Genomic DNA, 24,784 nt, shown 5'->3' on the forward strand with positions numbered 1-24,784 from the left:
CCGTCAGCTGAAGTCGAACTCCCCGGTCCGCGTCCGCTTCAGCTCGAAGAACTTGTCGTAACCGGCCAGGAGGCGGGCGCCGTCGAAGACCCGTACCGCCTCCTCGCCCCGCGGAATGGCCATCAGGACCGGGCCGAAGAACGCGACGCCGTCGATATGGATCGTTGGGGTGCCGACGTCCTCGCCGACCGGGTCCATCCCCTGGTGGTGGCTCTTGCGCAGCGCATCGTCGTACGCGTCGCTGCCGGCCGCGCGGGCCAGCTCCGCCGGCAGCCCGGCCTCGGCCAGCGCCTCCTCGATGACGGTCGCGGTGTCCTCGCGGCCGTCGTTGTGGATACGGGTGCCGAGCGCGGTGTACAGATCGCGCAGCACCTCCTCGCCGTGCTCCTGGGCGGCCGCAATGCACACCCGCACCGGGCCCCAGCCCGCATCCAGCAGCTCGCGGTACCTCTGGGGCAGGTCCTCGCGCCCCTCGTTGAGCACCGACAGGCTCATCACCCGGAACCGCAGGTCCAGGTCACGGTGACGCTCGACCTCCAGGATCCAGCGGGAGGAGATCCAGGCGAACGGGCAGATGGGGTCGAAGTAGAAGTCGACGGTGTGACGGGCGGGATTCTGGGACGTCATAGGGATCAGGTTAGAGGGCCGACCGGCCCGGCCACCTGGGACATTCACCCCTCTTTTTCCTGGGCCACTTCCCCGGGACGCGGGCCGCGGCTCAGCCCGCGGCCGGACTGTCGGGAGGCGGCGCCATGCCCAGCATCCGCTGGAGCAGCTGCTTGAGCAGGGTGCGCTCGGCGACGGTCAGCTGGCCCAGCGGTTCGCGTGCGAAGTCCAGGGAGGTGCGCAGCCGTTCGGCCGTACGGGCGCCCTCGGCGGTCGGGGCGGCCAGCTTGATGCGGCGGTCGGCGGGGTCGGGACGGCGCTCCACCAGGCCGCGGGACTCCAGGCGGTCCACGATCCCGGTGACATTGGACGGCTCGCACTTGAGCCGCTCGGCGACCTTGCGCATGGGGAGCGGCTCCACGGTGAGCAGGCTCAGCACCCGCGCCTGCGCCCCGGTGAGGGAGTGCTCGGCCGCGGCATGCTCGTACTCCTCGTAGTAACGGGCGACGACGGTGCCGATCAGGTCGACGACCTCGACGGTCAAGGAGTCTGCGCGCGCTGTCATGCCACCAGGATACCCAATTGCTTGACAACATGAAATATCGAGGGGCATCATTGTTTCATCACCTGAAGTATTGACGTGTTGGGCCCGAGGTATTCGGGCCGAAGCAAGCTGGAGGATCGCGCTCATGTCCGCACTGCCCGCAACCGGCCGCGAATGGCACCTCGTCGCCCGCCCGCACGGCTGGCCCACCCCCGCTGACTTCGCGCTGCGCGAGACCGCGGTCCCCGAGGTCGGCGAGGGCCAGATCCTCGTCCGCAACCAGGCCTTCTCCGTCGACCCGTACATGCGCGGCCGGATGAACGACGTGAAGTCCTACGTCCCGCCGTTCCAGCTGGACCGGCCGATGGACGGCGGCGCGGTCGGCGAGGTCATCGCCTCGCGCGCCGACGACATCGCCGTCGGCGACCATGTGCTGCACGCCCTGGGCTGGCGCGAGTACGCGGTCCTGGACGCCCGGCACGCCACCAAGGTCGACCCGTCGCTGGCCTCACCCACCGCCTACCTCGGCGTCCTGGGCATGCCGGGGCTGACCGCATACGCGGGCCTGCTGGAGGTGGCGTCCTTCAAGGAGGGCGACGTCGTGTTCGTCTCCGGCGCGGCCGGCGCGGTGGGCAGCGAGGTCGGCCAGATCGCCCGGCTCAAGGGCGCCTCCCGCGTCATCGGCTCGGCCGGCTCCGACGAGAAGGTCAAGCTCCTGGTGGAGGAGTACGGCTTCGACGCCGCCTTCAACTACAAGAACGGCGATGTCGCCCAGCAGCTGAAGGAGGCCGCGCCCGACGGCATCGACGTCTACTTCGACAACGTCGGCGGCGACCACCTTGAGGCGGCCATCTCGGCCCTCAACGTCCACGGCCGCATCGCCGTCTGCGGAATGATCTCGATGTACAACGCCACCGAGCCCAGCCCCGCCCCGCGCAACCTCGCCATGGTGATCGGCAAGCGCCTGCGGATGCAGGGCCTGCTGGTGAGCGACCACTCCGCCCTCCACCCGAAGTTCGCCGAAGAGGTCTCCACCTGGATCCGCTCCGGCGAGCTCAAGTACAGCGAGACCGTCGTACCCGGCATCGAGAACGGCGTGGAGGCATTCCTCGGCATGCTCCGCGGCGAGAACACCGGAAAGATGGTCGTGAGCCTGACCTGACCCGGCCCCCGTCCCGCCGCCCTCTTGCCCCCGCCCGTTAGGCTCGGCGGCAGGCCGTCGCGATCCGTGGGCGCGAGTCGCGGCGAATCACTGGAGGATTGTGTATGTCCATCCCGACTGTTGACGTCGTCTACACCGCCGTCGCCACCGCGGAGAACGGCCGTGACGGCCGCGTCGCCAGCGATGACGGCAAGCTCGACGTGGTCGTCAACCCGCCCAAGGAGCAGGGTGGCAGCGGCGCCGGCACCAACCCCGAGCAGCTCTTCGCGGCGGGCTACAGCGCCTGCTTCCAGGGCGCGCTCAGCGTCGTCGCCCGCCAGGAGAAGCAGGATGTCTCCGGGTCCCGGGTGACCGCCAAGGTCGGCATCGGCAAGACCTCGGAGGGCGCCTTCGGCCTCACGGTCGAGATCTCCGCCTCGATCCCGAACGTCGACGCGGAGACCGCCAAGGCCCTGGTGGAGAAGGCCCACCAGGTCTGCCCGTACTCCCACGCCACCCGCGGCAACATCGACGTCAAGCTGACCGTCGCCTGACGCATCCGCCACACGGGCCGCACTCCACCGGGGTGCGGCCCTCGGCCGTTGCCGTAGGAAAGGGCGCCGCCGTACCGGACCCGCTGACATGGGCCGCCGTAACGAACCCGCGCCATGTGACGCAGGCCATAGTGGCCGCATCTTGACGCCGCCACCGTGTAATCGATTACGTAGAGCTCTCGCGTAATCGATTACACGCATCGATTGCACGAAGCACCGCAGCCAGGGCCACGTACAACACGGCCACGTACAAGCGGCCGTCGGCCGCACGAACAGGACGGCAACGGCGCCATGGCGAACATCAAAGATGTGGCAGAGCGGGCGGGGGTCTCCGTCGCCACCGTCTCGCGGGTCCTCAACGGTCACAGTCCGGTCGCCGCAACGCGCGAGCGGGTCCTCGCCGCCGTACAGGAGCTGGGCTACCGCCCCAACAACGTCGCCCGCGCCCTGCGCACGGCCCGCACCGGCGCGCTCGGGCTGATCATCAGCGATCTGACCAACCCCTTCTTCACCGAGCTCGCCGACGCCGTCGAGGACGAGGCCCGCAGCCTCGGCTACAGCCTGGTCATCGGCAACGCCGGCGAGCGCCCCGCACAGCAGGACGACTACATCCGCACCCTGCTCGACCGCCGTATCGACGGCCTGCTGGTCAGCTCCGCCGGGACCGGTTCGGCGATGCTCGCCGAGGTCGTCGGCTCCGGCACCCCGCTGGTCCTGCTCGACCGCAGCGTCCCCGGTATCGACGCCCCCTGCGTACGCGCCGACGGCCGCGCCGCGATGTCCGACCTCGCCGCCCATCTCGCCGCCCTCGGCCGCCGCCGCCCCGCGATCATCGTCGCCCCGGCCGGGACCCCCACCGGCGAGGAACGCCTCGGCCTCTTCCGCGGCGCCTTGGCCGCCCACGGCATCGACCTGCCCGACGAACGCGTCGGCGCCGCCCCCGATCTCCAGCACACCGGCGGCCGCCGGGTGATGAGCGCCCTCCTCGACCTGCCGCAGCGGCCCGACATGGTGCTTGCCACCGACAACCTGATGGCCCTCGGCGCGATGGACGAACTCAAGGCGCGCGGGCTGCGCGTCCCCGACGACGTCGCGCTGGTCTCCTACGACGACGTGCCGTGGTTCGCCCACACCGATCCGCCGCTGACCGTCATCGCCCAGCCCACCCGCGAACTGGGCCGTGTCGCCGTCCACACCCTGCTGGAACGCATCGAGCGCCGCCCCGCCGACTCGGTCCTGCTGCCGGCCCGCCTGGTAACCCGCCACTCCTGCGGCGAGCCGCGCACGGCCCGCTGACCTGGCGGGGCAGCCACATGGCGGCGAGCAGCATCCGCCGGTACCGGGAACGGAACCACCCGACGAAGAAGACGAAGAAGACGACGAAGAAGAAGACGACGAACAAGACGACGAAGAGACGACGAACAAGACCAACCGCCGGCGGGGCCGGCCGATGACGGATTCCAGCTGGTGAAGGAAAGGGAAGAAGAGCAGATGGAAGGGCAGATGGAAGTCCATACCGAAACCGAGGGCCAAACCGAAGGCCGAACCGAAGGCCACGCACAGGGCCGTGCGCAAGGCCGTGCGCAAGGCCGTACAAAAGGCCGTACAGAACCCCATGCGGAAGCCCAGCCGGACGGCCCCGTGGAGGGCCCCGCGCAAGGCCCCGCCTACGACGTCCTGGTGGTCGGCTCGGCCAACGCCGATCTGACCGTACGGGTCGAGCGGCGGCCCGGCGCGGGCGAGACCGTGCTCGGTACGGACCTGGTCGAATCGGCCGGCGGCAAGGGCGCCAACCAGGCGGCCGCCGCGGCCCGGCTCGGCGGGCGCACCGCGCTGCTGGCGCGGGTCGGCGGTGACGCGTTCGGTGAGCTGTTGCTCGACGCCCAGCGCGCGGCGGGCACCGACACCACGCCGGTCATCGTGGACGAGACCGCCCGCACCGGCACCGCGATGATCATCGTCAGCCCGGACGGCGACAACAGCATCGTGGTCTCGCCCGGTGCCAACGCCGCTCTCACCCCGGCCGATGTGGCCGCCGCCAAGGACGTCATCGCCGCCTCCGCGGTGGTCTCCCTCCAGTTGGAGATCCCGATGGAGTCGGTACGGGCCGCCGCCGCGGCCGCCGAGGAGTCCGGCACCCGCGTCGTACTCAACCCCTCCCCGGCCCCTGAGGCGGCCCTGGCACCCGAACTCCTCTCCGCCGCCGACCCGTTGGTGGTCAACGAGCACGAGGCGCGGCAGCTGTCCGGGCTCACCGACGGCACCCCGGGCGAGTGGGCCCAGGCGCTGCGCGAGAAGGGCGCCCGCTCGGTCGTGGTGACGCTCGGCGGCGAGGGTGCGCTGGTGCTGGACGGCTCCGGGGTGAGCGAGGTCCCGGGCGTACGGGTCAAGGCTGTGGACACCACCGGCGCGGGCGACGCCTTCACCGGCGCCCTCGCCATCCGGCTGGCCCGCGGCGACGCCCTCCCCGAGGCGGCGCGCTTCGCGGTACGCGTCGGCGCCGCCGCCGTCACCAAGCCGGGTGCCCAGCCGTCCTATCCGACCCTGGACGAGCTGAACGCCCTCTCCGGGGCCTGAGCCACCGGCGCCGCCCCACTCCGGGGCGGCGCCCCGCGGTCCCCAGGGCTCAGCGAGCCGGCTCCTCGGGCCCGTGCGGTTCCTCGGGCCCGTACACCGCCGCCTCCGCACCGGTCATCAGCGCCCAATAGCGGTCCCCGTACGACCAGTGCCACCACTCGGTCGGATAGTTGACCAGTCCCGCGGCCGACAGTGCGGCGCTCAGGACCCGGCGGTTGGCGCGGGCGGCGGGCGTCAGCCCCGGTGCACCGGTGTAACAGGCGCCGTCGCTCTCCTCCGGAGACGCATCGACCGGTGTCCCCATGTCGACATACTCCCCGTCCGCCGTGACCAGGGTCAGATCCACCGCCCCGCCCGTGCTGTGCGGCGCGACCTCAGGCGGCGAGACATACCGACTGGCGGCCCGACGGACCCGTGCGGCGTCCCAGTCGGGGTGCGCGGCCCGCAGCCCCTCCGCGTACTCCTCGAAATACCGCCGCTGCAACGCCGGTGGCCGGTAACCCTCCACGAACTCCAGCCGCAGCCCGTCCGGCAGCGCCTCCTGTGCCGCCAGCAGCCGCCGCACCACCCCCTCGCGCAGACGGGTATGAGCGCCCCGCTCATCGCCGCGCGCATCGGCCACGAGCAGCGCGGGCGCCGCCTCCCGTACGTCCACCAGGGCTTCGCCGCACTCCCGCACCGGAACCGCGGCGACCTCCGGATCCGCCAGCACCGTGATCCGGTCCCGCACATCCGTCAGCACCAGTTCCGGGCCACCCTCCGCCCCGGCCGCCGCCACTCGCTCCCCACTGGGCAGCCACGCCGCGCTGCCCCCGCACGCCGCACCGACGCTGCCCACACCGGCCCCGTTGGCGAGCAGCACATGCAGCCCGTTGTCCCGCGCCAGCTCCGCATACCGCGCCACCCGCTCGGGCACACCATGGAACGAACTGGCCAGATACACCCGGCACCCGTCCGCCACCGCCCGCTGCGCGACCTGCGGAAAGCTGGTGTCGAAGCAGGTGGCCAGCGCGAACCGCACCCCGCCCAGCGTGAACCGGCCGTCCGCCGAACCCGCCGCGAAGACCGCGTTCTCGTCCCCGTACAGATGCCGTTTGTCATAGCGCGTGAGCAACGCGCCGTCCGGCCCGTAGACGAACGAGGCGATCCCCGGCGCCGCCCCCTCGGCCGTCCGCCCCGCCGCATTCACCACCGCCGCGACGCCCGCCGCCCGGCAGACCTCCCGTACGGGCGCGAGCCGGGCGTCGTCATGAGTGACCGTCATCTTCTCCGGATCGCCGGCTATCCCCGGCAGGTCGTACTGCGTCAGCGCCAGCTCGGCGAAAACCACCAGCCCGGCACCCCTCCTGGCGGCCTCGGCGATGAGCGCGGCCATCTGCGCGGCGTTGGCATCGATATCGCCCCGTACGGGGGTGAATTGTGCGGCAGCAATGATCATGGGGCCATGATGCCCCTGGGTACGGGAGACGGCTGTGCAGGGCGGCCGTTCGTCCGTCAGTCCTCGCCCCGCCGCCCGGTGGCGGGGGCGAGCAGCGCCACGAAATCCCGGAACGCCGCGGGCATGTCCACCTGTTCCGGATCCAGCAGCCACTGCAACTGCAACCCGTCCATGACGGCGACCAGCAGCGGCGCCGCCCGTTCCGGCGTCAGGCCGCCGGGCAGCGACTCGCCGAACTCCGCGCGCAGCGCCACCGCCATCGCCTCCCGTACGGCGCGGAAGCGGGACTCGAAGAAGGCGCGGGCGGGATGGTCCTCGGTGACGCTGTCGGCGGACAGCACCGTGTACGTCTGGACGATGCCGGGGCGGGTGGCGTTGTAGTCGACCAGCTGGGCCAGCGTGTCGGTGCCCAGGCTGCCGGGGCCCGCCGCGGCCGAACTGGCCAGATCCCAGCGGTCGCGCGCCTCCAGGACGGCAACCAGCAGATGTTCTTTGGTGGGGAAGTGGTGCAGCAGCCCCTGCTGACTGAGCCCGGCACGCTCGGCCACCGCGGCGAGCGAGGTACGGCGATAGCCACGCTCGGCGATGAGCTCCATGGCCGCCTCCAGGATCGCCGCCCGCCGCTCCGCGCGCTGCGCCTGCCGCCCGCCACTCGGCCGCGCGCCGTGATCTTGTGCAGTCATCGGCAGAGGGTAACTCCCTGAGGTAAGAGCTCATATGACAGCGTATGAAGATAACGGAATGGATACTTCACCTACTGCTTGCCCGGCGAAGTGGGTAGGGAGGGGTAAGGATTCGGCCAGATGTGTCGGAGAGGGGTTCGCCGGGGATGCGCGGCTGGGGATCCGTGATCGGATCCCCCCGTCCGGCCCGGGACCCCGCGCCCGGCCCCGGATCCCCTCGCGCGGGATGCGCCGGGCATTCGCCGGCAGGGCCTCGTCGTCCATTCACTCAGGGAGAGCCGCATGACCGACCCGTTCGACCGCACCGCGGCACCGGAGCAGGCGACGGTGCTGCCGTCCGAAACGTCACCGGGGCGGCAAGCGGAGCATGCCGGGGAGTGGGAGCGGGAACAGGCCGTGGACCGGGCCCTCGCCGCGCTCGACCTCGACACCAAGGCGCGGCTGCTCTCCGGCCAGGACATGTGGACCCTGCCCGCCGTACCGGAGATCGGTCTGAAGTCGCTGGTGATGTCGGACGGACCGATCGGCGTACGGGGCCGCCACTGGAGCGCCGCGGACCCCTCCGTCGCCCTGCCCAGCCCCACCGCACTGGCCGCCACCTGGGACCCCGAACTGGCCCGCCGGGCCGGGCACCTGCTCGCTCAGGAGGCCCGCCGCAAGGGTGTCCACGTCCTCCTCGCGCCGACCGTCAATCTGCACCGCTCGCCGCTGGGCGGCCGCCATTTCGAGTGCTACTCGGAGGATCCGCTCCTCACCGGCGCGATCGGCGCCGGGTACGTACGCGGCGTCCAGGAGGGCGGCGTCGGCACCACCGTCAAACACTTCGTCGGCAACGACGCCGAGACCGACCGCTTCACCGTCGACAACCGCATTGCCGCCCGCCCCCTGCACGAGCTCTACCTCGCGCCCTTCGAACACATCGTCCGCCACGCCCGCCCCTGGGGCATCATGACGGCCTACAACCAGGTCAACGGCTCCACCATGACCGAGCACCGGCACCTCGTACGCGACGTCCTGCGCGGCGCATGGGGCTTCGACGGCTGCAACGTCTCCGACTGGACGGCCGCCCGCCATACGGTGCGCGCGCTGCGCGGCGGCCTCGACGTGGCGATGCCCGGCCCCCGTACCGTCTACGGCGCTCCGCTCGCCGACGCGGTCCGCGCCGGCGCGGTGACCGAGGCGGAGGTGGACGACGCGGTCCGCCGCGTGCTGCGGCTGGCCGCCCGCACCGGCTGCCTGGAGGACGCCCCGGCCGCCGTCGCTCCCGACGAGGTCCCCGGGGGAATCGACGGCCCGGCCCTGGCCCGCGACCTCGCCGGCCGCGCCTTCGTCCTCCTGCGCAACGAGCCGACGCACGAGGCGGCCACACGTTCCGCACACGACGCACCGGATGCCGCGGCCCAGCAGCCGACGAACGGAACGCCGGGCGATGCGACTGCCGCGCCGGCCTATGCACCGCCGACGGCCGCGCCCGCCCACCCGGTGGGCGGCAGTGCGCGCCCCGGCATCCTTCCCCTCGACCCCACCGCACTCCGCAAGGTCGCCGTCATCGGGGCGGCCGCCCGCGACGCCCGGGTCCTCGGCGGCGGATCCGCGACCGTCTTCCCGCACCGGATCGTCTCCCCGCTGGAGGGCCTGCGCGCCGCGCTGCCCGCCGACGTCGAGGTCACCTTCGCCCTCGGCGCCGACCCCCGTACCCGCATCCCGCAGGCGCGCGACGGCTTTACCCTCCGCGCCCGCTACCTCGCCGAGGACGGCCGGCTCCTCGCCGAAACGCCGCAGTTCGACGGCATGGTGCATGTCGTCGGGAGCTTCCCCGAGGGCGTCACCCCGCAGCACCTGCACGCCGTCGAACTCACCGGCACCTTCACCCCGCAGAACACCGGCAGCCACACCTTCGCCGTCTCCGGCACCGGCGCCCTGCGCCTGACGGTCGGCGGTACGGTCGTCTTCGACGAGTACTGCGCACCCGCCGGCAGCGACCCGTTCGACAGCCTCTTGCATCCGGTGGAACGACGGGTGTCCGTACCGCTCAGCGCGCACGAGCCGACCGAGGTGACCCTGCGCTACGTCCCCCGCAGCACCGGCATCGGCGAGAACACGGCCGCCCTGAACTTCACCCTCGGACACCGCGAAGCGCAGCGCGATCCGGACGCCGAACTCGACGAGGCGGTGCGCGCGGCGGCCGCGGCCGATGTCGCGATCGTCGTCGTCGCCACGACGGACGAGGTCGAGTCCGAGGGCTTCGACCGTACGGACCTCAGGCTCCCCGGCCGTCAGGACGAACTCGTCACCCGGGTCGCCGCCGCCAACCCGCGCACCGTCGTGGTCGTCAACGCCGGCTCCCCGGTGGAACTGCCCTGGCGCGAGCGGGTCCCGGCCGTCCTGCTGACCTGGTTCCCCGGCCAGGAAGCGGGCGGCGCGCTCGCCGATGTCCTCCTCGGCGCCCGGGAACCCGGCGGCCGCCTCCCCACCACCTGGCCGGCCCGCCTGGAGGACGCGCCGGTCAGTGGGGTCACTCCGACGGAGGGGCGGCTGGAGTACGCGGAAGGGGTGTTCATCGGCTACCGGGCCTGGCACCGGGGCCCCGCCCCGGCGCCCGCCTACGTCTTCGGGCACGGACTCGGTTACACCGACTGGGAGTACGAGTCGCTGGACACCACCCCCGACTCGGTACGGGTCCGGCTCCGTAACGCGGGGCAGCGCACCGGCCGCGAGGTCGTCCAGATCTACCTCGCCCCCAAGGATCCGGCCGCCCCCAAGGATCCGGCCGCCGTCGGGCGCGCGGCCCGCTGGCTCGCCGGGTTCGCCACCGTCGAGGCCGGGCCCGGCGAGAGTGCGGAGGTCGAGATCCCGCTACCGGCCCGCGCCTTCGAGGTCTGGAGCTCCTCTTCGGAGGGCGCGGCAGCGAACGGAGACGAAGCACAGGGGAGCGAACAGACCGGCCGCTGGCACCGCGTCCAGGGCGACTACATCGTCGAGGCCGCACACAGCCTCGCCGACCGCCGCCTGACCGCAGAGGTCACCGCCATCTGACGCCGACTCACCCCCTTCCCCCACGCCATGCCCGTCCCCGCCCTCAGGAGGTCGCCGGCTCCACCGACACATCCCCGCCGCTCGTCCGCGCCGTGATCTTGTGGGCCGAGCCGCCGTCCGTGGGTACCGAGACCTTGCGGGTGCCGCCGCTGGTCGAGGCATCCACCGCGTACGAGGTCTTCGGCAGGCGGATGGTGACGTCACCCCCGCTGGTCTGGCCCGACAGCTTGTCGGGCGCCGAGGCCATGGTGACGTCGACATCCCCGCCGCTGGTCTTCACCTCCGCCGTGCGCGCGGTGGAGTCCGCGACCGTGACGTCACCGCCGCTGGTCTCGGCCGATATGGCACCCGAGGTGCCGCGCACCGTGATGTCCCCGCCGCTGGTGTGCAGATCGACCGATGCCTTGCGCGGCAGCAGCACCCGATAGGCCACCGAACACCGCTCCCCGGAGCCCGAGCAGTCCGCAGCTTCGAGGGTGAGCCGGCCGTTCTCGACCGTGTGCGCGGGGTGCGGCTTGGTGTCGTTGTACTCGTACTTCTCCGTCACCTTGACCTTGCCGCCCGCCGCTATCGGCACGATCTCGATGTTCCCGCCGTGCGTCGTCGCCGTCAGGGCCGTGATCTTGTCGTCCACGGTGTACGTACGCTGCGCCCTCTGCGTCGGACCGAACGCCGAGCAAGCGGTCAGCGATCCGCCCACCGCCAGTGCGGCGCCGAACACAACGAGGGGGAAGGAGCGGAGGCGGGCCATGACGAAATATCTCCCGAGGCAGTGATGAGTCGGTAGGTCGGTCGGTCAGAAAGTCGGTCAGAGAGGCGGTCAGAGGGGCGGTCAGCGCGGAAGCCGGTAAGGCAGTTGGGGAACCTTGCGTGCTTCGTGCTTCGCGCCTCGTGCTTCATGATCCGGCCTCCCTCACCCCTTCCGCGTCACCATTCGGGATGAATCCGAGCCCCCGTACCCCTAAGGGATCTCCCGGTCCGCACATCGGGGTATGAGGGCCGGAAACCGCCGGTCGGCTCCGGGACGACCACCTCCGACCAGCCACTTTCCCCCGAGGAGCAGCCGCTTCCCCCAAGCCCCTCCGCTGCCCGGCAGACCGTCAGCTGCGGGAGGAAACGCGGGTGATGGTGCGGAACGCCAGCTCCGCCAGCTCGCGCTGGCCGTGCAGGCCCGGGTGGAACCAGTCCCACGTGCTCAGCTGGCGGTCCGTGAAGCGGTAGTCGAAGACCGACCCGTCGAACCGGCACAGCGCGTCCTCGCGGCACACCCGCGCCAACGCCCGGTTGTAGGCCATCACCCGGCCGCGTACCGTCTCGCGCCGCTGCTCCGCCGTCCACGTCAGATCGTCCGGATCGCGGAGCATCGACCCGCAGATCCCCAGCTTCCACACCTGCTTGCCCAGCGTGTTCTTGCGCCCCTCCGACCACAGCCGCAGCAGATCCGGCACCGCGGCGACATACACCTGGGTGTGCGGCAGGGCGCGCCGCAGCTGCTTCATCGCGCGGGCGAAGTCGGCGCGGAACACCTTGGTCGGCGTCATCGCCCGTACGTCGCTGCGGCAGGCGTCGTTGGCGCCGATCAGGATCGTGACCAGCTCGGGCCGGTGGCGGGCGGCGGCCTCGATCTGGTCGGGCAGTTCGCTCATCAGGGCGCCGGTGCGGGCGTAGTTCCAGCTGTGGGCGGCCGGGTTCCGTACGAGCCGGCGGGCCAGGCTCTCGACCTTGGGGTTGGTGCCGGTGGCCCAGGAGACCTCGGGGCAGTCGGAGAGCACCGTGCAGGCGTCGAAGCCGACGGTGATGGAGTCGCCGAGCGCCGCGAGGGAGCCGGGATGGGTGCGCCAGACCGGTCCCGCCTTGGCGGCGGGGCGTTGGGTGGACGGGCCGGGACGGGGGCCGGCGGAGCCGCCGGAGCCGCATCCGGCGAGGGCGAGCGTCAGGGCGCCGACGACGGCCGCGGCACGGGAGGCGAGGCCGGTGCGCAACCGGTGCCGAGGGCGAAAGGGCCGGTCGATCCGCGTCATCCCCTGTCCCCTCCGGCGTGCGAGTGATATCTCTTCGGGTACCGACGGTACGTCACCCCCCGACCGGCACCGCGCGGTAGCTTTGCCCCGTGCCTGCCGGGCGGTGACGCAAAGTGGCACATGCAGTCGGCACAGATAAATTACATCACGTCATTTCCTGTCCCATTTGCGGCAAATTACGGCTAATGGTGTTTACTGTAGGTCACCTCGCATGCTGGTGCCGAAGTGATCAATGGGGCAGAATGTCGACTGTCCCGGCCGCAACCGCAACGGGCACGAGGCCGCTGGGGAAGGCGAACCTCGAACCGCACTGGAGGTCCCGGTGACGACACGTGGAGTTCTGTACGTCCACTCCGCTCCGCGCGCCCTGTGCCCACATGTCGAATGGGCCGTGGCGGGCGTCCTCGGTGTGCGCGTCAACCTCGACTGGATCCGGCAGCCGGCGGCCCCGGGCACCTGGAGAGCCGAGTTCTCCTGGCAGGGCGAAGCGGGTACGGCCTCCAAGCTGGCCTCCGCGCTGCGCGGCTGGCATCTGCTGCGCTTCGAGGTGACCGCCGAGCCGTGCGCCACCGCCGAGGGCGAGCGCTACAGCTCCACCCCGGACCTGGGCATCTTCCACGCCGTCACCGGCATCCACGGCGACATCCTCATCCCCGAGGACCGCCTGCGCGCCGCGGTCGCCCGCTCCGCGCGGGGCGAGACGGAACTGGCCGCCGAGGTCGCCAAGCTGCTGGGCAAGCCCTGGGACGACGAGCTGGAGCCGTTCCGGTACGCGGGCGAGGGCGCCCCGGTGCGCTGGCTGCACCAAGTCGTATGAGGAGCCAGGCGCAGGTCCGCTGTCTCCACCGGGTCGTCTGAGGAGCGGACCCGACGGGCACGGCCCGCGCCGCCTCGTGCGGCCTTGACCTGGAGCGCACTCCAGCACCTAGCGTTCACCCCATGCCTGACACCATCTCAGTCGCGGTCCTCGGCACCGGCATCATGGGCGCCGCCATGGCCCGCAACCTCGCCCGCGCCGGACTCGACGTCCGCGCCTGGAACCGCACCCGAGCCAGGGCCGAACCGCTTTCCGCCGACGGGGTCCGCGTCACCGACACGCCCGCGCAGGCGGTGGACGGCGCCGATGTGGTCCTCACGATGCTGCTCGACGGCCCGGCCGTCCTCGACGCGCTGCGGCAGGCCGCCCCGGCACTGCCCGCCGGCGCTCTGTGGCTCCAGATGAGCACGGTGGGCGACGAGGCGCTCGCCGCGCTCGCCCGCTTCGCCGACGACCACGGACTGCGGTTCGTGGACGCCCCCGTACTGGGCACCAAGGCACCCGCGGAAAAGGGCGAGTTGACGATCCTGGCGGCCGGCTCCCCGGACGTACGGGAGCGCGCCGAGCGCGTCTTCGGGATCGTCGGCAGCCGCACCCAGTGGGTGGGGGAGGACGGCGCGAGCGGGGCCGCCAGCCGTCTCAAGCTGGTCGTCAACAGCTGGGTGATGACCGTCGTCACCGGCACGGGGGAGACGCTGGCGCTGGCCAAGGGGCTGGGTCTGGACCCGCGCGAGTTCCTCGCCGCGGTCGCCGGCGGACCGCTGGACCTGCCGTATCTGCGGATGAAGTCCGAGCTGATCCTGGCCGGTGACTATTCGGCGAGCTTCACCGTCTCCGCCGCCCGCAAGGACGTCCGGCTGATCACCGAGGCCGCCCGCCGGTCCGGAGTCCGGGCGGATCTGGCGGAGGCGGCCGCCGAGCGCCTCCGCCGGGCCGAGGAACAGGGCCACGGCCACGAGGACGGCGCCGCGGCCCACTTCGCCAGCTTCGAGGACTGAGCGCGCGCCGGTCGCCGGCGCACGGGAGGCGAGCACGGCGAAGGGCCCGCCCGGTAGGTGTACCGGGCGGGCCCTTGTGCGTCGGCCGGGGCGGGCCTCAGACCGTGCGGAAGGCGAGCACGACGTTGTGGCCGCCGAAGCCGAACGAGTCGTTCAGCGCCGCGATGCGGCCCTCGGCCGGCAGCGGGCGGGCCTCGCCGCGGACGATGTCCGCATCGGCCTCCGGGTCGAGGGTCTCGACGTTGATCGTCGGCGGGGCGACACGGTTCTTCAGCGCGAGGACCGTGGCCACCGTCTCGACACCGCCGGCGCCGCCCAGGAGGTGACCGGTCATCGACTTCGTGCTGGTGACCGCCATGTGGTCGAGGTCGTCGCCGAATGCCTTGCGCAGCGCCTTGAGCTCGCCGACGTCACCCGTCGGCGTCGAGGTCGCGTGCGCGTTGACGTGCACGATCTCGGCGGGATCGAGGTCGGTGTTGCCGAGCAGGTTCTGGAGCGCCGCCGCGATGCCGTTGCCGGACGGCTCGGGCTGCGTGATGTGGTGGGCGTCGGAGGAGATGCCCTGGCCGACGGCCTCCGCGTAGATCGTGGCGCCGCGGGCCCTGGCGTGCTCCTCGGACTCCAGGACGATCACGCCCGCGCCCTCGCCGAGCACGAAGCCGTTGCGGTTGACGTCCCAGGGGCGGGAGGCGCCCTGCGGGTCGTCGTTGTTCTTGGACATCGCCATCATGTTGCCGAACGCGACGATCGGCAGCGGGTGAATGGCGGCCTCCGTGCCGCCCGCGACGACGACGTCGGCGCGGCCCGAGCGGATCATCTCGATGGCGTAGCCGATGGCCTCGGCGCCCGACGCGCACGCCGACACCGGCGTGTGGACACCGGCGCGGGCATTGAACTCGATGCCGACGTTGGCGGACGGCGAGTTCGGCATCAGCATCGGCACGGTGTGCGGGGAGACGCGGCGGACGCCCTTCTCCTTGAGCACGTCGTACTGGTCGAGCAGGGTCGTCACCCCGCCGATGCCGGAGGCGATGACGGCCCCCAGACGGTCGGGGTTGATCGACGTGTCCTCGCCCGCCTTGGCGGTGAAGCCCGCGTCCTTCCATGCCTCCTGGGCCGCGACCAGCGCGAACTGCGCCGAGCGGTCCAGCTTGCGGGCCTGCGGGCGCGGCAGGATCTCGGTGGGCTCCACGGCGATCTGCCCGGCGATGCGGACGGGCAGCTCGGCAGCCCAGTCCTGTTCGAGGGTGCTGACACCGGAGCGTCCGGCGAGCAGGGCCTCCCAGGTCGAAGCGCTGTCGCCACCCAGCGGTGTGGTTGCGCCGATACCGGTGACGACCACGGTGCGATTGGTCGCGTTCACGGGAATTCTTACTCCACGGGTAGAGGGGTCTGAATCGACGGCGCCACCGCCAGGTGGCGACAGGCGCCGGAGCCGGGTCGGCTGCCGAAGGAGCCGGTCAGCTCCGGACGAGCTGGATCAGCTCTGGTGCTCGAGGATGTACTTGGTCGCGTCGCCGACCGTCTTGAGGTTCTTGACGTCGTCGTCCGGGATCTTCACGTCGAAGCGCTCTTCGGCGGCGACGACGACCTCGACCATGGACAGAGAGTCGACATCCAGGTCGTCGGTGAAGGACTTGTCCAGCTTGACGTCCTCGACGGGGATGCCGGCGATCTCGTTCACGATGTCGGCGAGACCCTTGACGATCTCTTCCTGGGTGGCGGCCATGGTGGCGCTCCTTCGGTCATAGGGGAAACCGCAGGTTCCTGCGGTTCACTGCGGTTGTTGCGATGTACTGCGGTATTTACGGTGAAGCGGTGAAGCCCTGCACAACGGCCCGTACGCGACCGGTAAGGACGTTCTCGTACGGCGCTGTGCACTCTTGCCTAGGGGAGGGTAACGACCGTCGCGGCGTAGACGAGACCCGCCCCGAAGCCGATGACCAGCGCGGTGTCCCCGCTCTTGGCCTGTCCGGTCGCCAACAGCCGCTCCATGGCGAGCGGAATCGAGGCGGCCGAGGTGTTGCCGGTGGTCTCCACGTCGCGGGCGACCGTCACGCTCTCCGGCAGCTTCAGGGTCTTCACCATCGAATCGATGATCCGCATATTGGCCTGGTGCGGAATGAAGACGTCCAGGTCGTCCGGGCTGACTCCGGCCGCGTCCAGCGCCTGCTGGGCGACCTTCGCCATCTCGAACACCGCCCACCGGAAGACCGCCTGGCCCTCCTGGGTGATGGCGGGGTACCGGATTTCCTCGGGAGCGGGACGCTCCTGGGGCCCCTCGCCACCGGGGACCGGAGTGCTCCGGTACACGTCCCAGGCGAGGGTCTGCTTGATGGTCTCGGACTTGTCGCCCTCCGAACCCCATACGGTCGGGCCGATCGCGGGCTCCTTGCCGGGGCCGACGATGACCGCACCCGCGCCGTCACCGAAGAGGAAGGCCGTCGCACGGTCCTCCAGATCGGTCAGGTCCGAGAGCCGCTCGACGCCGATGACCAGGACGTACTCCGCGGAGCCGTCGGTCACCATGCCCTTGGCCAGGGTCAGCCCGTAGCCGAAGCCCGCACAGCCCGCCGAGATGTCGAAGGCGGCCGGCTTGCCCGCGCCGACACGGTGCGCGATCTCGGTCGCGATCGCCGGGGTCTGCTTGAAGTGCGACACGGTCGAGACGATGACGCCGCCGATCTGCTCCGGCGTCAGGCCCGCGTCGGCGATCGCCTTGCCGGCGGCCTCCACCGACATCATCGCGACGGTCTCGTCCGGGCCCGCCCAGTGGCGGGTGGCGATGCCCGAGCGCGAACGGATCCATTCGTCCGACGAGTCGATGTGCTTGAGGATCTCCTCGTTGGGCACGACACGGGTCGGGCGGTAGCCGCCGACACCCATGATCCGCGCGTACGGGGCGCCCTTGGCCGGCTTGATCTTCGAGGTCATGCTCTTCGGTCTCCTTATTCGGCCGAGAGGTCGGCTGCGGGAGAAGCGTGCTCGGCGATGAGCGTGCGGGCCGCGTCGAGGTCGTCCGGGGTCTTGAGCGCAAGGGTCGCCACACCGGGCAGCGCGCGCTTGGCCAGACCCACCAGGGTGCCGCCCGGAGCCGCCTCGATGATCGCGGTCACCCCGAGCTCCTTGAAGGTCTCCATGCAGCGGTCCCAGCGCACCGGGTTGGCCACCTGGCCCACCAGCCGCTGCACCAACTCCTGGCCGGAGGTGACGACCTGGCCGTCGCGGTTGGAGACGAACGGCGTGTGCGGATCGGCGGCCGGCAGCTCGGTGACCGCGGCCTCCAGGACCGATACGGCGGGCGACATGTGGTGAGTATGGAACGCACCGGCGACCTTCAGCGGCACGACCCGACGGGTGCCCTCCGGCTTGTTCTCGGCCAGCGCGGCCAGCTGTTCGGCGGTGCCCGCGGCGACGATCTGACCGGCGCCGTTCACATTCGCCGGGGTCAGGCCCAGCTGCTCCAGATGCGGCAGGACGACGGACTCCTCGCCGCCCAGAAGGGCCGCCATGCCCGTCTCGGTGACGGCGGCGGCCTCGGCCATTGCCAGCCCGCGGCGGCGCACCAGCTCCATCGCCGCCGCGTCGGTCAGCGTTCCCGCCAGCGCGGCCGCGGCCAGCTCGCCCACGCTGTGCCCGGCGACGGCGCCGGCCAGGCGGGAGACGTCCTCGCCGGTCGCGCACAGCTGCCGGGCGGAGACCAGGGCGGAGGCCACCAGCAGCGGCTGCGCCACCGCGGTGTCGCGGATCTCGTCCGCATCCGCCTTGGTGCCGTAGTGGATCAGATCCAGATCGATGGCGGAGGACCACTCACGGAGCCGGTCCTCGACACCGGGAAGGTCGAGCCAGGGGATCAGGAAGCCGGGCGTCTGAGCGCCTTGGCCGGGAGCGACGAGTACGAGCACCCTCACACTCTCTCTTGTGGGAGGTCCCGCCCGCCCGTGGGGACAGGGACGAAGAACCATCGGGGGAATTGTTGGTGTCGGACAAAAGTCTAGGGTTGCGCCTCACCGTCAGCCAGACGCCCCAGAATCAGCGCGATACGGAGGGTGAACGCCGAGCGCACATCGGAAGGTGACCATCCGGTGACGTCCGTCACACGTCGCAGCCGATAGCGCACGGTGTTGGGGTGGACGAACAACATCCGCGCCGCACCCTCCAGGCTGCTCGCCTGCTCCAGATACACGCTCAGCGTCTCCAGCAGCGCCGAGCCCGCTTCCTCCAGCGGTCTGTAGATCTCCTCCACCAACTGCTCCCGCGCCACCGGGTCGGAGGCCATCGCGCGCTCGGGCAGCAGATCGTCGGCGAGCACCGGCCGCGGGGCGTCCGGCCAGGCCGCGCTCGCCCGCAGCCCGGCCGCCGCCGCCTGCGCGGACCGGGTCGCCGCCAGCAGATCGGAGACCACCGGACCGGCCACCACGGGGCCCGCCGCATACGGCCCGATCAGCGCCTTCGCCGCCTTGAGCGGATTGTCCGAACCGCCCGCGATCACCACCAGACGCGTCCCCAGCACCCCCGTCAGCACCTGGAGCTTGGCGTGCCGCGCCGCCCGCCGGATCGCCTCCACGGTCAGCTCGCTGTCCCCGTCGGGAGCCGTCCCGAGCACCACACACACATGCTCGGGCGAATTCCAGCCAAGGGCCGCGGCCCGCGATACGGCCCCCTCGTCCGCCTCCCCGGACAGCACCGCATTGACCACCAGCGACTCCAGCCGGGCGTCCCATGCGCCGCGCGCCTCGGCGGCCTGCGCATAGACCTGGGCGGTGGCGAAGGCGATCTCCCGCGCGTAGACCAGCAGCGCCTCGCGCAGTACGGACTCGTCGCCCGGAGCCGCGACCTCGTCGATCGCGGACTCCATGACCTCGATCGTGGTGCGGACCATCTCCACGGTCTGCCGCAGTGTGATCGCCCGGGTCAGCTCGCGCGGCGCCGTGCCGAAGACATCGGTGCTGATCGCCTGCGGGGTCTCCGGGTGCCGGAACCACTCGGTGAACGCGGCGATTCCGGCCTGCGCCACCAGGCCGATCCAGGAACGGTTCTCCGGAGGCATCGCGCGGTACCACGGCAGCGTGGCATCCATGCGGGCGATGGCCGCGGCCGCCAGTTTGCCGGACGACTGCTCCAGGCGGCGGAGGGTCGCGGAGTGCGGGTGCGCGTCGCGCGATGCGGGTTCAGACACGGGACAAGCCTGCCCTATCGGGATGGGGAGCGGACGCGGCGGGGCTACGGTGGCGGGATGATCGAGGTGCACAGAGGCGAGGAACGCTATCGGGGCGGCGACCCGGATGCCGGTATCAGGACGTTCCACGCGTTCTCCTTCGGGCCGCATTTCGACCCGGACAACCTCCGCTTCGGTGCGCTGATCGCCTGCAACGAGGAGCGGCTCGCACCCGGGGCCGGTTTCGACGAGCATCCGCACCGCGACACGGAGATCGTGACCTGGGTGATCGAGGGCGAGCTGACCCACCGCGATTCGGCCGGCCACGAGACCACCGTACGGCCCGGCGACCTCCAGCGGCTCGGCTCCGCCGGTGGCGTGCGGCACATCGAACGCAACGACTCCGCGGCGCCGCTGCGCTTCGTCCAGATGTGGCTGGCCCCCGGCTCCTTCGGCGGCGAACCGTCCTACGAGGTGGTCCGCGGTATCGCCGACGGCACCCCGTACGCCCTCCCGCAGGCCGGCGCCACGCTGCATGTGCGCCGTCTCGCCCCCGGGGAACGCGCCTTTGTCCCCGATACCGCGCGGGCCTACGTCCATGTCGTACGGGGCACCGTGCGGCTCGGCGAGGAGAGCCTCGGGTCCGGCGATGCGGCCCGGATCACCGACGGCCGGGGCCTGGAACTGCTGGCCACGGACGCGGCGGAATGCCTGATGTGGGAGATGGGGGCGGAGCCGGAGCGGGTTTACGGGTAGGCGGGGGGCTGCCACGGCCGGAGCCGGAGGCCGAGCGGGTGCCGGTTCACGGGTGGCCGGAGCCGGTTCACGGGTGGTTCGGTGGCCGGGTGCGCGGTCCGGTTCAGCCGAGTTCGGCCAGCACCGCGTCGGTCAGCTGCGGCCAGACCTCGATGGCCCACGGGCCGAAGGCCCGGTCGGTCAGCGCGATACAGGCCGCGCCCGCCTCCGGGTCCACCCACAGAAACGTCCCGGACTGCCCGAAGTGCCCGAACGTGCGCGGCGAGGACGCGGACCCCGTCCAGTGCGGCGACTTCCCGTCCCGGATCTCGAACCCCAGCCCCCAGTCGTTGGGCTTCTGGTGCCCGTAGCCCGGCAGCACACCGCTGAGCCCGGGGAAGACCACCGAGGTCGCCTCGGCCACCGTCTGCGGCGCCAGCAGCCGCGGCGCCTGGAGCTCGGCCGCGAAACGGATCAGGTCGCCGACCGTGGAGACGCCGTCCTTGGCGGGCGAACCGGCCACCTCGGTCGCGTCCATGCCCAGCGGTTCGAGCACCGCCTCGCGGACATAGTCGGCGAAGGGGATGTCGGTCGCCTTGGCGATGTGGTCGCCCAGCGCCTCGAAGCCGGTGTTGGAGTACAGCCGCCGCGTGCCCGGCTCAGCCATCGTCCGCTGCTCGTCGAACGCCAGCCCCGAGGTGTGCGCCAGCAGATGACGGACCGTCGATCCCTCGGGCCCGGCCGGCTCGTCCAGCTCGACCGCGCCCTCCTCGACGGCCAGCAGCGCGGCGTACGCGGCGATCGGCTTGGTCACGGACGCCAGCGGGAAGCGCCGCTCCAGCGGCCCGTGGGCGCCGGCCACCGTGCCGTCGGCCCGTACGACAGCGGCCGCAGCGGTGGGCACCGGCCAGTTCTCGATCATCCGCAGGCTCTGCATGTCCCGAGCCTACGGGGTGCCCCGGCCGCCTCAAATTCCGGTCAAGAATGATCGGGATCCGCGCTTGCCGGGAGTGCACTCGAAGTCTTTAGCGTTGGGGGGTTGAGAGCGTCGGAATTGCCGCCGGAGTTGCCGTCGGACTTTCCGGCAGGCACACGGGCACACGGGTACATGGGGGTGGATGCATGACGATCACGACGGTGACGCCGGTCACGCAGGACGAACGGGGCTCGCAGGACGAACCGCAGCTTCTGTCCCAGCCGAGCGGCTGCGCCCCCACGCCCCCGCACCCGCGCCCGACCGGGCGCGATCGGTACACGATCGGCGAGGTGGCCGAGCACACCGGCCTCAGCGCCCACACCCTGCGCTGGTACGAACGCATCGGGCTGATGCCGCATGTGGACCGCACCCACACCGGCCAGCGCCGCTTCACCAACCGCGATCTGGACTGGCTGCACCTGGTGAGCAAGCTCCGGCTGACCGGTATGCCGGTCGCGGACATGGTCCGCTACGCCGAGCTCGTACGCGAGGGCGACGCCACCTTCGCCGAACGCGAGCAGCTGCTGGCCGCCCATCGCGAGGATGTCCTGGAGCGGATAACCGAGTTGCAGAGCACGCTGCTGGTCCTCGACTACAAGATCAATATCTATGCCGATGCCCGGCGGGGGGCCGAGGGGGCCTGAGCTCGCGGTTGAGTCCTTGGGCTGAGTCCTTGGCCTGAGTCCTTGGGCCGAGCTCCCGTCCGGAACTCTCGTCCTGAGCCCGCGGGCTGGGGCCATGGCGCGCGGCGGTTCGCGCCGCCCGCCGGGGGTCCTACGCGAGCCCCAGCGCGAAGACCGCGAATCCCGCGGCGAGCAGCGCGGCCGCGGTCCGGCGGGCGGCGGTCGCGCCGGTCCAGGGGGCCTCGAAGCGGCGGGTGAGGCGCGCGAGGAGGACGAGGGTGAAGGCGAAGAGCGGCATCCAGGCCAGCCGTGCCAGGAGCCAGCCCGGCGCATCGGGGACGGAGGTGAGGCCCGGGACGGCACCCAGGAAGGGTGCCGCCGGCACGGCCGAGGCGAGCATCGCCGTCTGGTGCCAGCACAGGATCGTCATCGCGCAGAGGTTGATGACGACTACGGGCGCCCAGACGGTGGGCCGCCGCAACAGCCGCGCCATCCGGTCGCGGAGCAGGACGGCGGCACCCGACTGCGCCGCCGCCAGGGCAAGGACCAGCAGCGACGGCGGATGGGAGTTCGTACGGTCCTGGCCGGGTACGCCGACCATGCTCGTGGGATAGCCGAACGCCAACAGGAGCAGCGCGAACAGGGCGCCGCCGCCCGCCAGGAGCACCCAGGCCGCACGCTGCCCCAGTCTCTTCTCGCCCCAGCAGACCCCGAGTTGGTAGGCGAACAGCCAGCCCGGCAGCAGATTCAGCAGGCCCAGCCAGCCGGGCAAGGCCGCGGCGTACGGCCCGTAGCGCAGCAGGTCGACGGCTCCTACGGACACCAGCAGCGGTGCCGCGGACCACGCGCCCAGCCGACGCGCGGCACGGATGCAGCACGGCGTCAGCGCCGTCACCACCGCGTACACACCGACGAACCACAGGGGCTGGATGACGAGCGTCGCCGCCGTCCGCAGCGTGGCGGTGGGCACGCCCAGCCGGTAGAGCAGGGGCAGCAGCGCGGCCCACACCGCCGTCACCCCGATCACCGGCCGCCCCAGCCGGGCCAGCCGCCCTCCCAGCCACCGGGCCGTCGATATGCCCCGCCCGGTGGCGCGCCGGTACGACAGCACCGAGGCGTGGCCCCCGACGAGAAAGAAGATGCCGAGCAGTTGCAGCACCCAGGTGAGCGGCGCCAGCACGCGGAGGGCGGTCAGCAGGCTGGCGTTGTGCAGCGCACCGTCCGCGTCCCGGGTGAAGCCGCAGATCAGCCAGTGCCCGGTGGGTACGGAGAGCAGCGCGAGCGCGCGCAGGCCGTCGATGGCCCGGTCGCGGTGGGCGGGGGTCCGGTCCTCTATGGAGCGGATTGCTGTGCGGAGCGCGGCGCGGGCGGTACGGGCGGTACGGGATGCACGACCGGCATGACCGGCCCGGCCTGTTCGGCCGGTGGGGCCGGGGTAGCCGGCTGGTACGAGAGGAGCGACGGTGGCCATAAGACGTCCTTGGTTCTCGTAGGAGATATGGGATATATGGGATATATCTGAACTGTGGGGGGTGGGGGAGGTGTGGGAGGCATGGGGGGACGAGGGAGGAGCGACATAGTTCTCGCGGGGTAGTGACGGACTGCGTACGGGGGCGGGGACGGGGAAAGGCGCGCGGCTCCGGGGCCACCTGCGCCGGGGCTCAGCGCACCTCGCCGTAGCGGCCCAGCGCGATGGCCGCGAAGTTGCGGAGGGAGTCCGTACCGGGGGCGAGATAGCCGGTGTGGCCCTTGGCCCGCGCGGCGGGGACCCGGCGGGCGCCGAAGGCCGGGTCGGTGGGGTCCTCGCCATGGCCCAGGCCCAGGAGGTCCACGTTCGGGATGTCGCCGATCCAGTCGGATGCGTCCCGCGCCGCCCACACCCGTGCCGGCGTATGCAGCTCCGCCACGCTCTCCCGCCGTATCCCGGGGGACGCGAAGACGACCAGATCGGCGATCTCGCCGCGGCGGGTCGTCGGTGCGGCCAGCCCGCAGACCACCGAGCCGTAGCTGTGGCAGAAGACGGCGGGGGCAGGTACGCCGGTGGCGGCGAGGCCGGACAGGAGACGGGCCAGCCGCGGCGCCCCGGCCTCGGCCAGCCGCCCCGTGGCGGCGTCCGGCCCGAGACCGACCGGCGTGGTGTACCCGGCCCAGGCGATCACCGCGCTACGGGTCCCGGGCGCGCTGGCCGCCATCTGCCGGCGCAACGCCGTGGCCATACCGGTCGGCGTGCCGTACGGGTCCTGGGCGCGGTCGAAGGAGCCCAGATCGATGTCCGAGCCGGGCACGATCACGGCGACGCGCTGGGCGGTGGTGATCTCCCCGTGGACCTCTGCCACTTGGCCCCGGCCGCGCGGGTCGAAGGCGAGGATATGACGGCCGGGCGCGAGCAGTTCGGCGCATCGGTCGGCGGCCTTCCGGGCCTGTTGGCGGTCCTGGGGGGTGCCGGCCGGGTCGGTTGCCCGGGCCAGCTGCCGGGCCCGTTCCGCCTTCAGCGCAAGGGAGTTGGCCTCGTATCGCAGGGGGACGGGCGTGCCGTCGAGGTTTCCCACGGTGAGCGGGTGCCGGGCCGCGAGCGTATGCCGCTGGGCGTCGGTCAGCGAGGCGAAGAAGCGGGCGACGGCGGCGGGTGCCGCGGTCGCCGGATCGGGCAGCGACCGTCCCAGGGAGTGATCCGCCCGCCAGGCGGCGGCCCCCGGCGCAGGGCCGGTCACGGCGGTCTGCGCCGAGCCGGCCGCCCAGCCGCCCGTCCCGGCGACGACCGCCACCGCCAGCCCGGCGGCGATCAGCGTGCGCCTGCTGCGGAGTGCAGCGGTGCGCAGTACGGACATGGCGGTGCGCGGCACGGGCATGGGGGTGCTCGGCACGGGCATGGTGGTG

Annotated in this window: 23 protein-coding genes; 9 read left to right on the forward strand and 14 right to left on the reverse strand. The window is 71.9% G+C overall.

Annotated features, from left to right (window positions below; genetic code table 11):
* Nucleotides 1–3: 3 nt before the first annotated feature.
* Entirely contained in the window at nt 4–627 is a 624-nt protein-coding gene (locus tag SNA_RS07525; RefSeq protein WP_030068433.1) for a mycothiol-dependent nitroreductase Rv2466c family protein, read from the reverse strand.
* A gap of 91 nt (nt 628–718) precedes the next feature.
* Nucleotides 719–1,171, reverse strand: coding sequence for a MarR family winged helix-turn-helix transcriptional regulator (locus SNA_RS07530; protein ID WP_030068432.1), 453 nt, complete (start codon nt 1,169–1,171; stop codon nt 719–721).
* Nucleotides 1,172–1,295: 124 nt separating this feature from the next.
* On the opposite strand from SNA_RS07530, the gene SNA_RS07535 reads away from it, so the two are divergent.
* From SNA_RS07535 to rbsK, 4 genes are all read left to right on the forward strand, one after another.
* A complete protein-coding gene (locus SNA_RS07535) occupies nt 1,296–2,312 on the forward strand; it encodes an NADP-dependent oxidoreductase (protein WP_030068431.1) in 1,017 nt (338 codons plus the stop codon).
* A gap of 104 nt (nt 2,313–2,416) precedes the next feature.
* Complete coding sequence (locus SNA_RS07540) at nt 2,417–2,845, forward strand: organic hydroperoxide resistance protein (RefSeq protein WP_030068430.1); 429 nt, start codon at nt 2,417–2,419, stop codon at nt 2,843–2,845.
* Between the two features lie 291 nt (nt 2,846–3,136).
* The gene (locus SNA_RS07545; protein ID WP_030068429.1) at nt 3,137–4,141 is read left to right on the forward strand and encodes a LacI family DNA-binding transcriptional regulator; all 1,005 of its coding nucleotides are present in this window, start codon (nt 3,137–3,139) and stop codon (nt 4,139–4,141) included.
* Between the two features lie 345 nt (nt 4,142–4,486).
* The gene (gene rbsK / locus SNA_RS07550) at nt 4,487–5,422 is read left to right on the forward strand and encodes a ribokinase (protein ID WP_030068428.1); all 936 of its coding nucleotides are present in this window, start codon (nt 4,487–4,489) and stop codon (nt 5,420–5,422) included.
* A 49-nt stretch (nt 5,423–5,471) separates the two neighbouring features.
* Here the strand turns inward: rbsK and SNA_RS38195 are convergent, their stop codons facing one another.
* A complete protein-coding gene (locus SNA_RS38195; RefSeq protein ID WP_030068427.1) occupies nt 5,472–6,860 on the reverse strand; it encodes a nitrilase-related carbon-nitrogen hydrolase in 1,389 nt (462 codons plus the stop codon).
* A gap of 56 nt (nt 6,861–6,916) precedes the next feature.
* Nucleotides 6,917–7,543 (reverse strand): TetR/AcrR family transcriptional regulator, encoded by a 627-nt coding sequence (locus SNA_RS07560; protein ID WP_037791982.1) that lies wholly within the window; start codon nt 7,541–7,543, stop codon nt 6,917–6,919.
* A gap of 282 nt (nt 7,544–7,825) precedes the next feature.
* On the opposite strand from SNA_RS07560, the gene SNA_RS07565 reads away from it, so the two are divergent.
* A complete protein-coding gene (locus SNA_RS07565) occupies nt 7,826–10,579 on the forward strand; it encodes a beta-glucosidase (RefSeq protein ID WP_030068425.1) in 2,754 nt (917 codons plus the stop codon).
* Between the two features lie 43 nt (nt 10,580–10,622).
* Here the strand turns inward: SNA_RS07565 and SNA_RS07570 are convergent, their stop codons facing one another.
* Together SNA_RS07570 and SNA_RS07575 are read right to left on the reverse strand one after the other, a co-directional pair.
* Nucleotides 10,623–11,330, reverse strand: a complete 708-nt coding sequence (locus SNA_RS07570) for a DUF4097 family beta strand repeat-containing protein (protein WP_030068424.1) — start codon at nt 11,328–11,330, stop codon at nt 10,623–10,625.
* A 349-nt stretch (nt 11,331–11,679) separates the two neighbouring features.
* Nucleotides 11,680–12,600 (reverse strand): SGNH/GDSL hydrolase family protein, encoded by a 921-nt coding sequence (locus tag SNA_RS07575; protein WP_030068423.1) that lies wholly within the window; start codon nt 12,598–12,600, stop codon nt 11,680–11,682.
* A gap of 322 nt (nt 12,601–12,922) precedes the next feature.
* Between SNA_RS07575 and SNA_RS07580 the strand changes: the two genes are divergently transcribed.
* Both SNA_RS07580 and SNA_RS07585 read left to right on the forward strand, forming a co-directional pair.
* Nucleotides 12,923–13,417 carry a DUF3145 domain-containing protein gene (locus tag SNA_RS07580; RefSeq protein WP_030068422.1) on the forward strand — a complete coding sequence of 165 codons (495 nt, stop codon included), beginning with the start codon at nt 12,923–12,925 and terminating at the stop codon, nt 13,415–13,417.
* A 122-nt stretch (nt 13,418–13,539) separates the two neighbouring features.
* On the forward strand, nt 13,540–14,415 hold the full coding sequence (locus SNA_RS07585) for an NAD(P)-dependent oxidoreductase (protein ID WP_052808889.1): 876 nt from the start codon (nt 13,540–13,542) through the stop codon (nt 14,413–14,415).
* 97 nt (nt 14,416–14,512) lie between these two features.
* Here SNA_RS07585 and fabF read toward each other — a convergent pair whose 3' ends face one another.
* The 5 genes from fabF to SNA_RS07610 all read right to left on the reverse strand — a co-directional run bounded on the left by fabF (nt 14,513) and on the right by SNA_RS07610 (nt 19,594).
* The gene (gene fabF / locus SNA_RS07590) at nt 14,513–15,778 is read right to left on the reverse strand and encodes a beta-ketoacyl-ACP synthase II (RefSeq protein WP_030068419.1); all 1,266 of its coding nucleotides are present in this window, start codon (nt 15,776–15,778) and stop codon (nt 14,513–14,515) included.
* A gap of 117 nt (nt 15,779–15,895) precedes the next feature.
* Nucleotides 15,896–16,144 (reverse strand): acyl carrier protein, encoded by a 249-nt coding sequence (locus SNA_RS07595; protein ID WP_030068417.1) that lies wholly within the window; start codon nt 16,142–16,144, stop codon nt 15,896–15,898.
* 158 nt (nt 16,145–16,302) lie between these two features.
* Entirely contained in the window at nt 16,303–17,349 is a 1,047-nt protein-coding gene (locus SNA_RS07600; RefSeq protein ID WP_030068415.1) for a ketoacyl-ACP synthase III, read from the reverse strand.
* 14 nt (nt 17,350–17,363) lie between these two features.
* Nucleotides 17,364–18,320 (reverse strand): ACP S-malonyltransferase, encoded by a 957-nt coding sequence (locus SNA_RS07605; RefSeq protein ID WP_198534996.1) that lies wholly within the window; start codon nt 18,318–18,320, stop codon nt 17,364–17,366.
* Nucleotides 18,321–18,409: 89 nt separating this feature from the next.
* Nucleotides 18,410–19,594, reverse strand: a complete 1,185-nt coding sequence (locus tag SNA_RS07610; protein ID WP_044363921.1) for a PucR family transcriptional regulator — start codon at nt 19,592–19,594, stop codon at nt 18,410–18,412.
* A gap of 57 nt (nt 19,595–19,651) precedes the next feature.
* On the opposite strand from SNA_RS07610, the gene SNA_RS07615 reads away from it, so the two are divergent.
* A complete protein-coding gene (locus SNA_RS07615; RefSeq protein ID WP_030068409.1) occupies nt 19,652–20,329 on the forward strand; it encodes a pirin family protein in 678 nt (225 codons plus the stop codon).
* Between the two features lie 103 nt (nt 20,330–20,432).
* Here SNA_RS07615 and SNA_RS07620 read toward each other — a convergent pair whose 3' ends face one another.
* Nucleotides 20,433–21,245, reverse strand: a complete 813-nt coding sequence (locus SNA_RS07620; protein WP_044363923.1) for a serine hydrolase domain-containing protein — start codon at nt 21,243–21,245, stop codon at nt 20,433–20,435.
* Between the two features lie 185 nt (nt 21,246–21,430).
* Between SNA_RS07620 and SNA_RS07625 the strand changes: the two genes are divergently transcribed.
* Complete coding sequence (locus tag SNA_RS07625) at nt 21,431–21,928, forward strand: MerR family transcriptional regulator (RefSeq protein WP_037791976.1); 498 nt, start codon at nt 21,431–21,433, stop codon at nt 21,926–21,928.
* Nucleotides 21,929–22,058: 130 nt separating this feature from the next.
* Here the strand turns inward: SNA_RS07625 and SNA_RS07630 are convergent, their stop codons facing one another.
* Nucleotides 22,059–23,378: an acyltransferase family protein gene (locus tag SNA_RS07630; RefSeq protein ID WP_241779572.1), complete on the reverse strand. Its 1,320-nt coding sequence runs from the start codon at nt 23,376–23,378 to the stop codon at nt 22,059–22,061.
* 190 nt (nt 23,379–23,568) lie between these two features.
* Entirely contained in the window at nt 23,569–24,735 is a 1,167-nt protein-coding gene (locus tag SNA_RS07635; protein WP_044364058.1) for an alpha/beta hydrolase, read from the reverse strand.
* Nucleotides 24,736–24,784 lie beyond the last annotated feature (49 nt).

The sequence above is a fragment of the Streptomyces natalensis ATCC 27448 genome (assembly GCF_000935125.1).
GTDB lineage: Bacteria > Actinomycetota > Actinomycetes > Streptomycetales > Streptomycetaceae > Streptomyces > Streptomyces natalensis.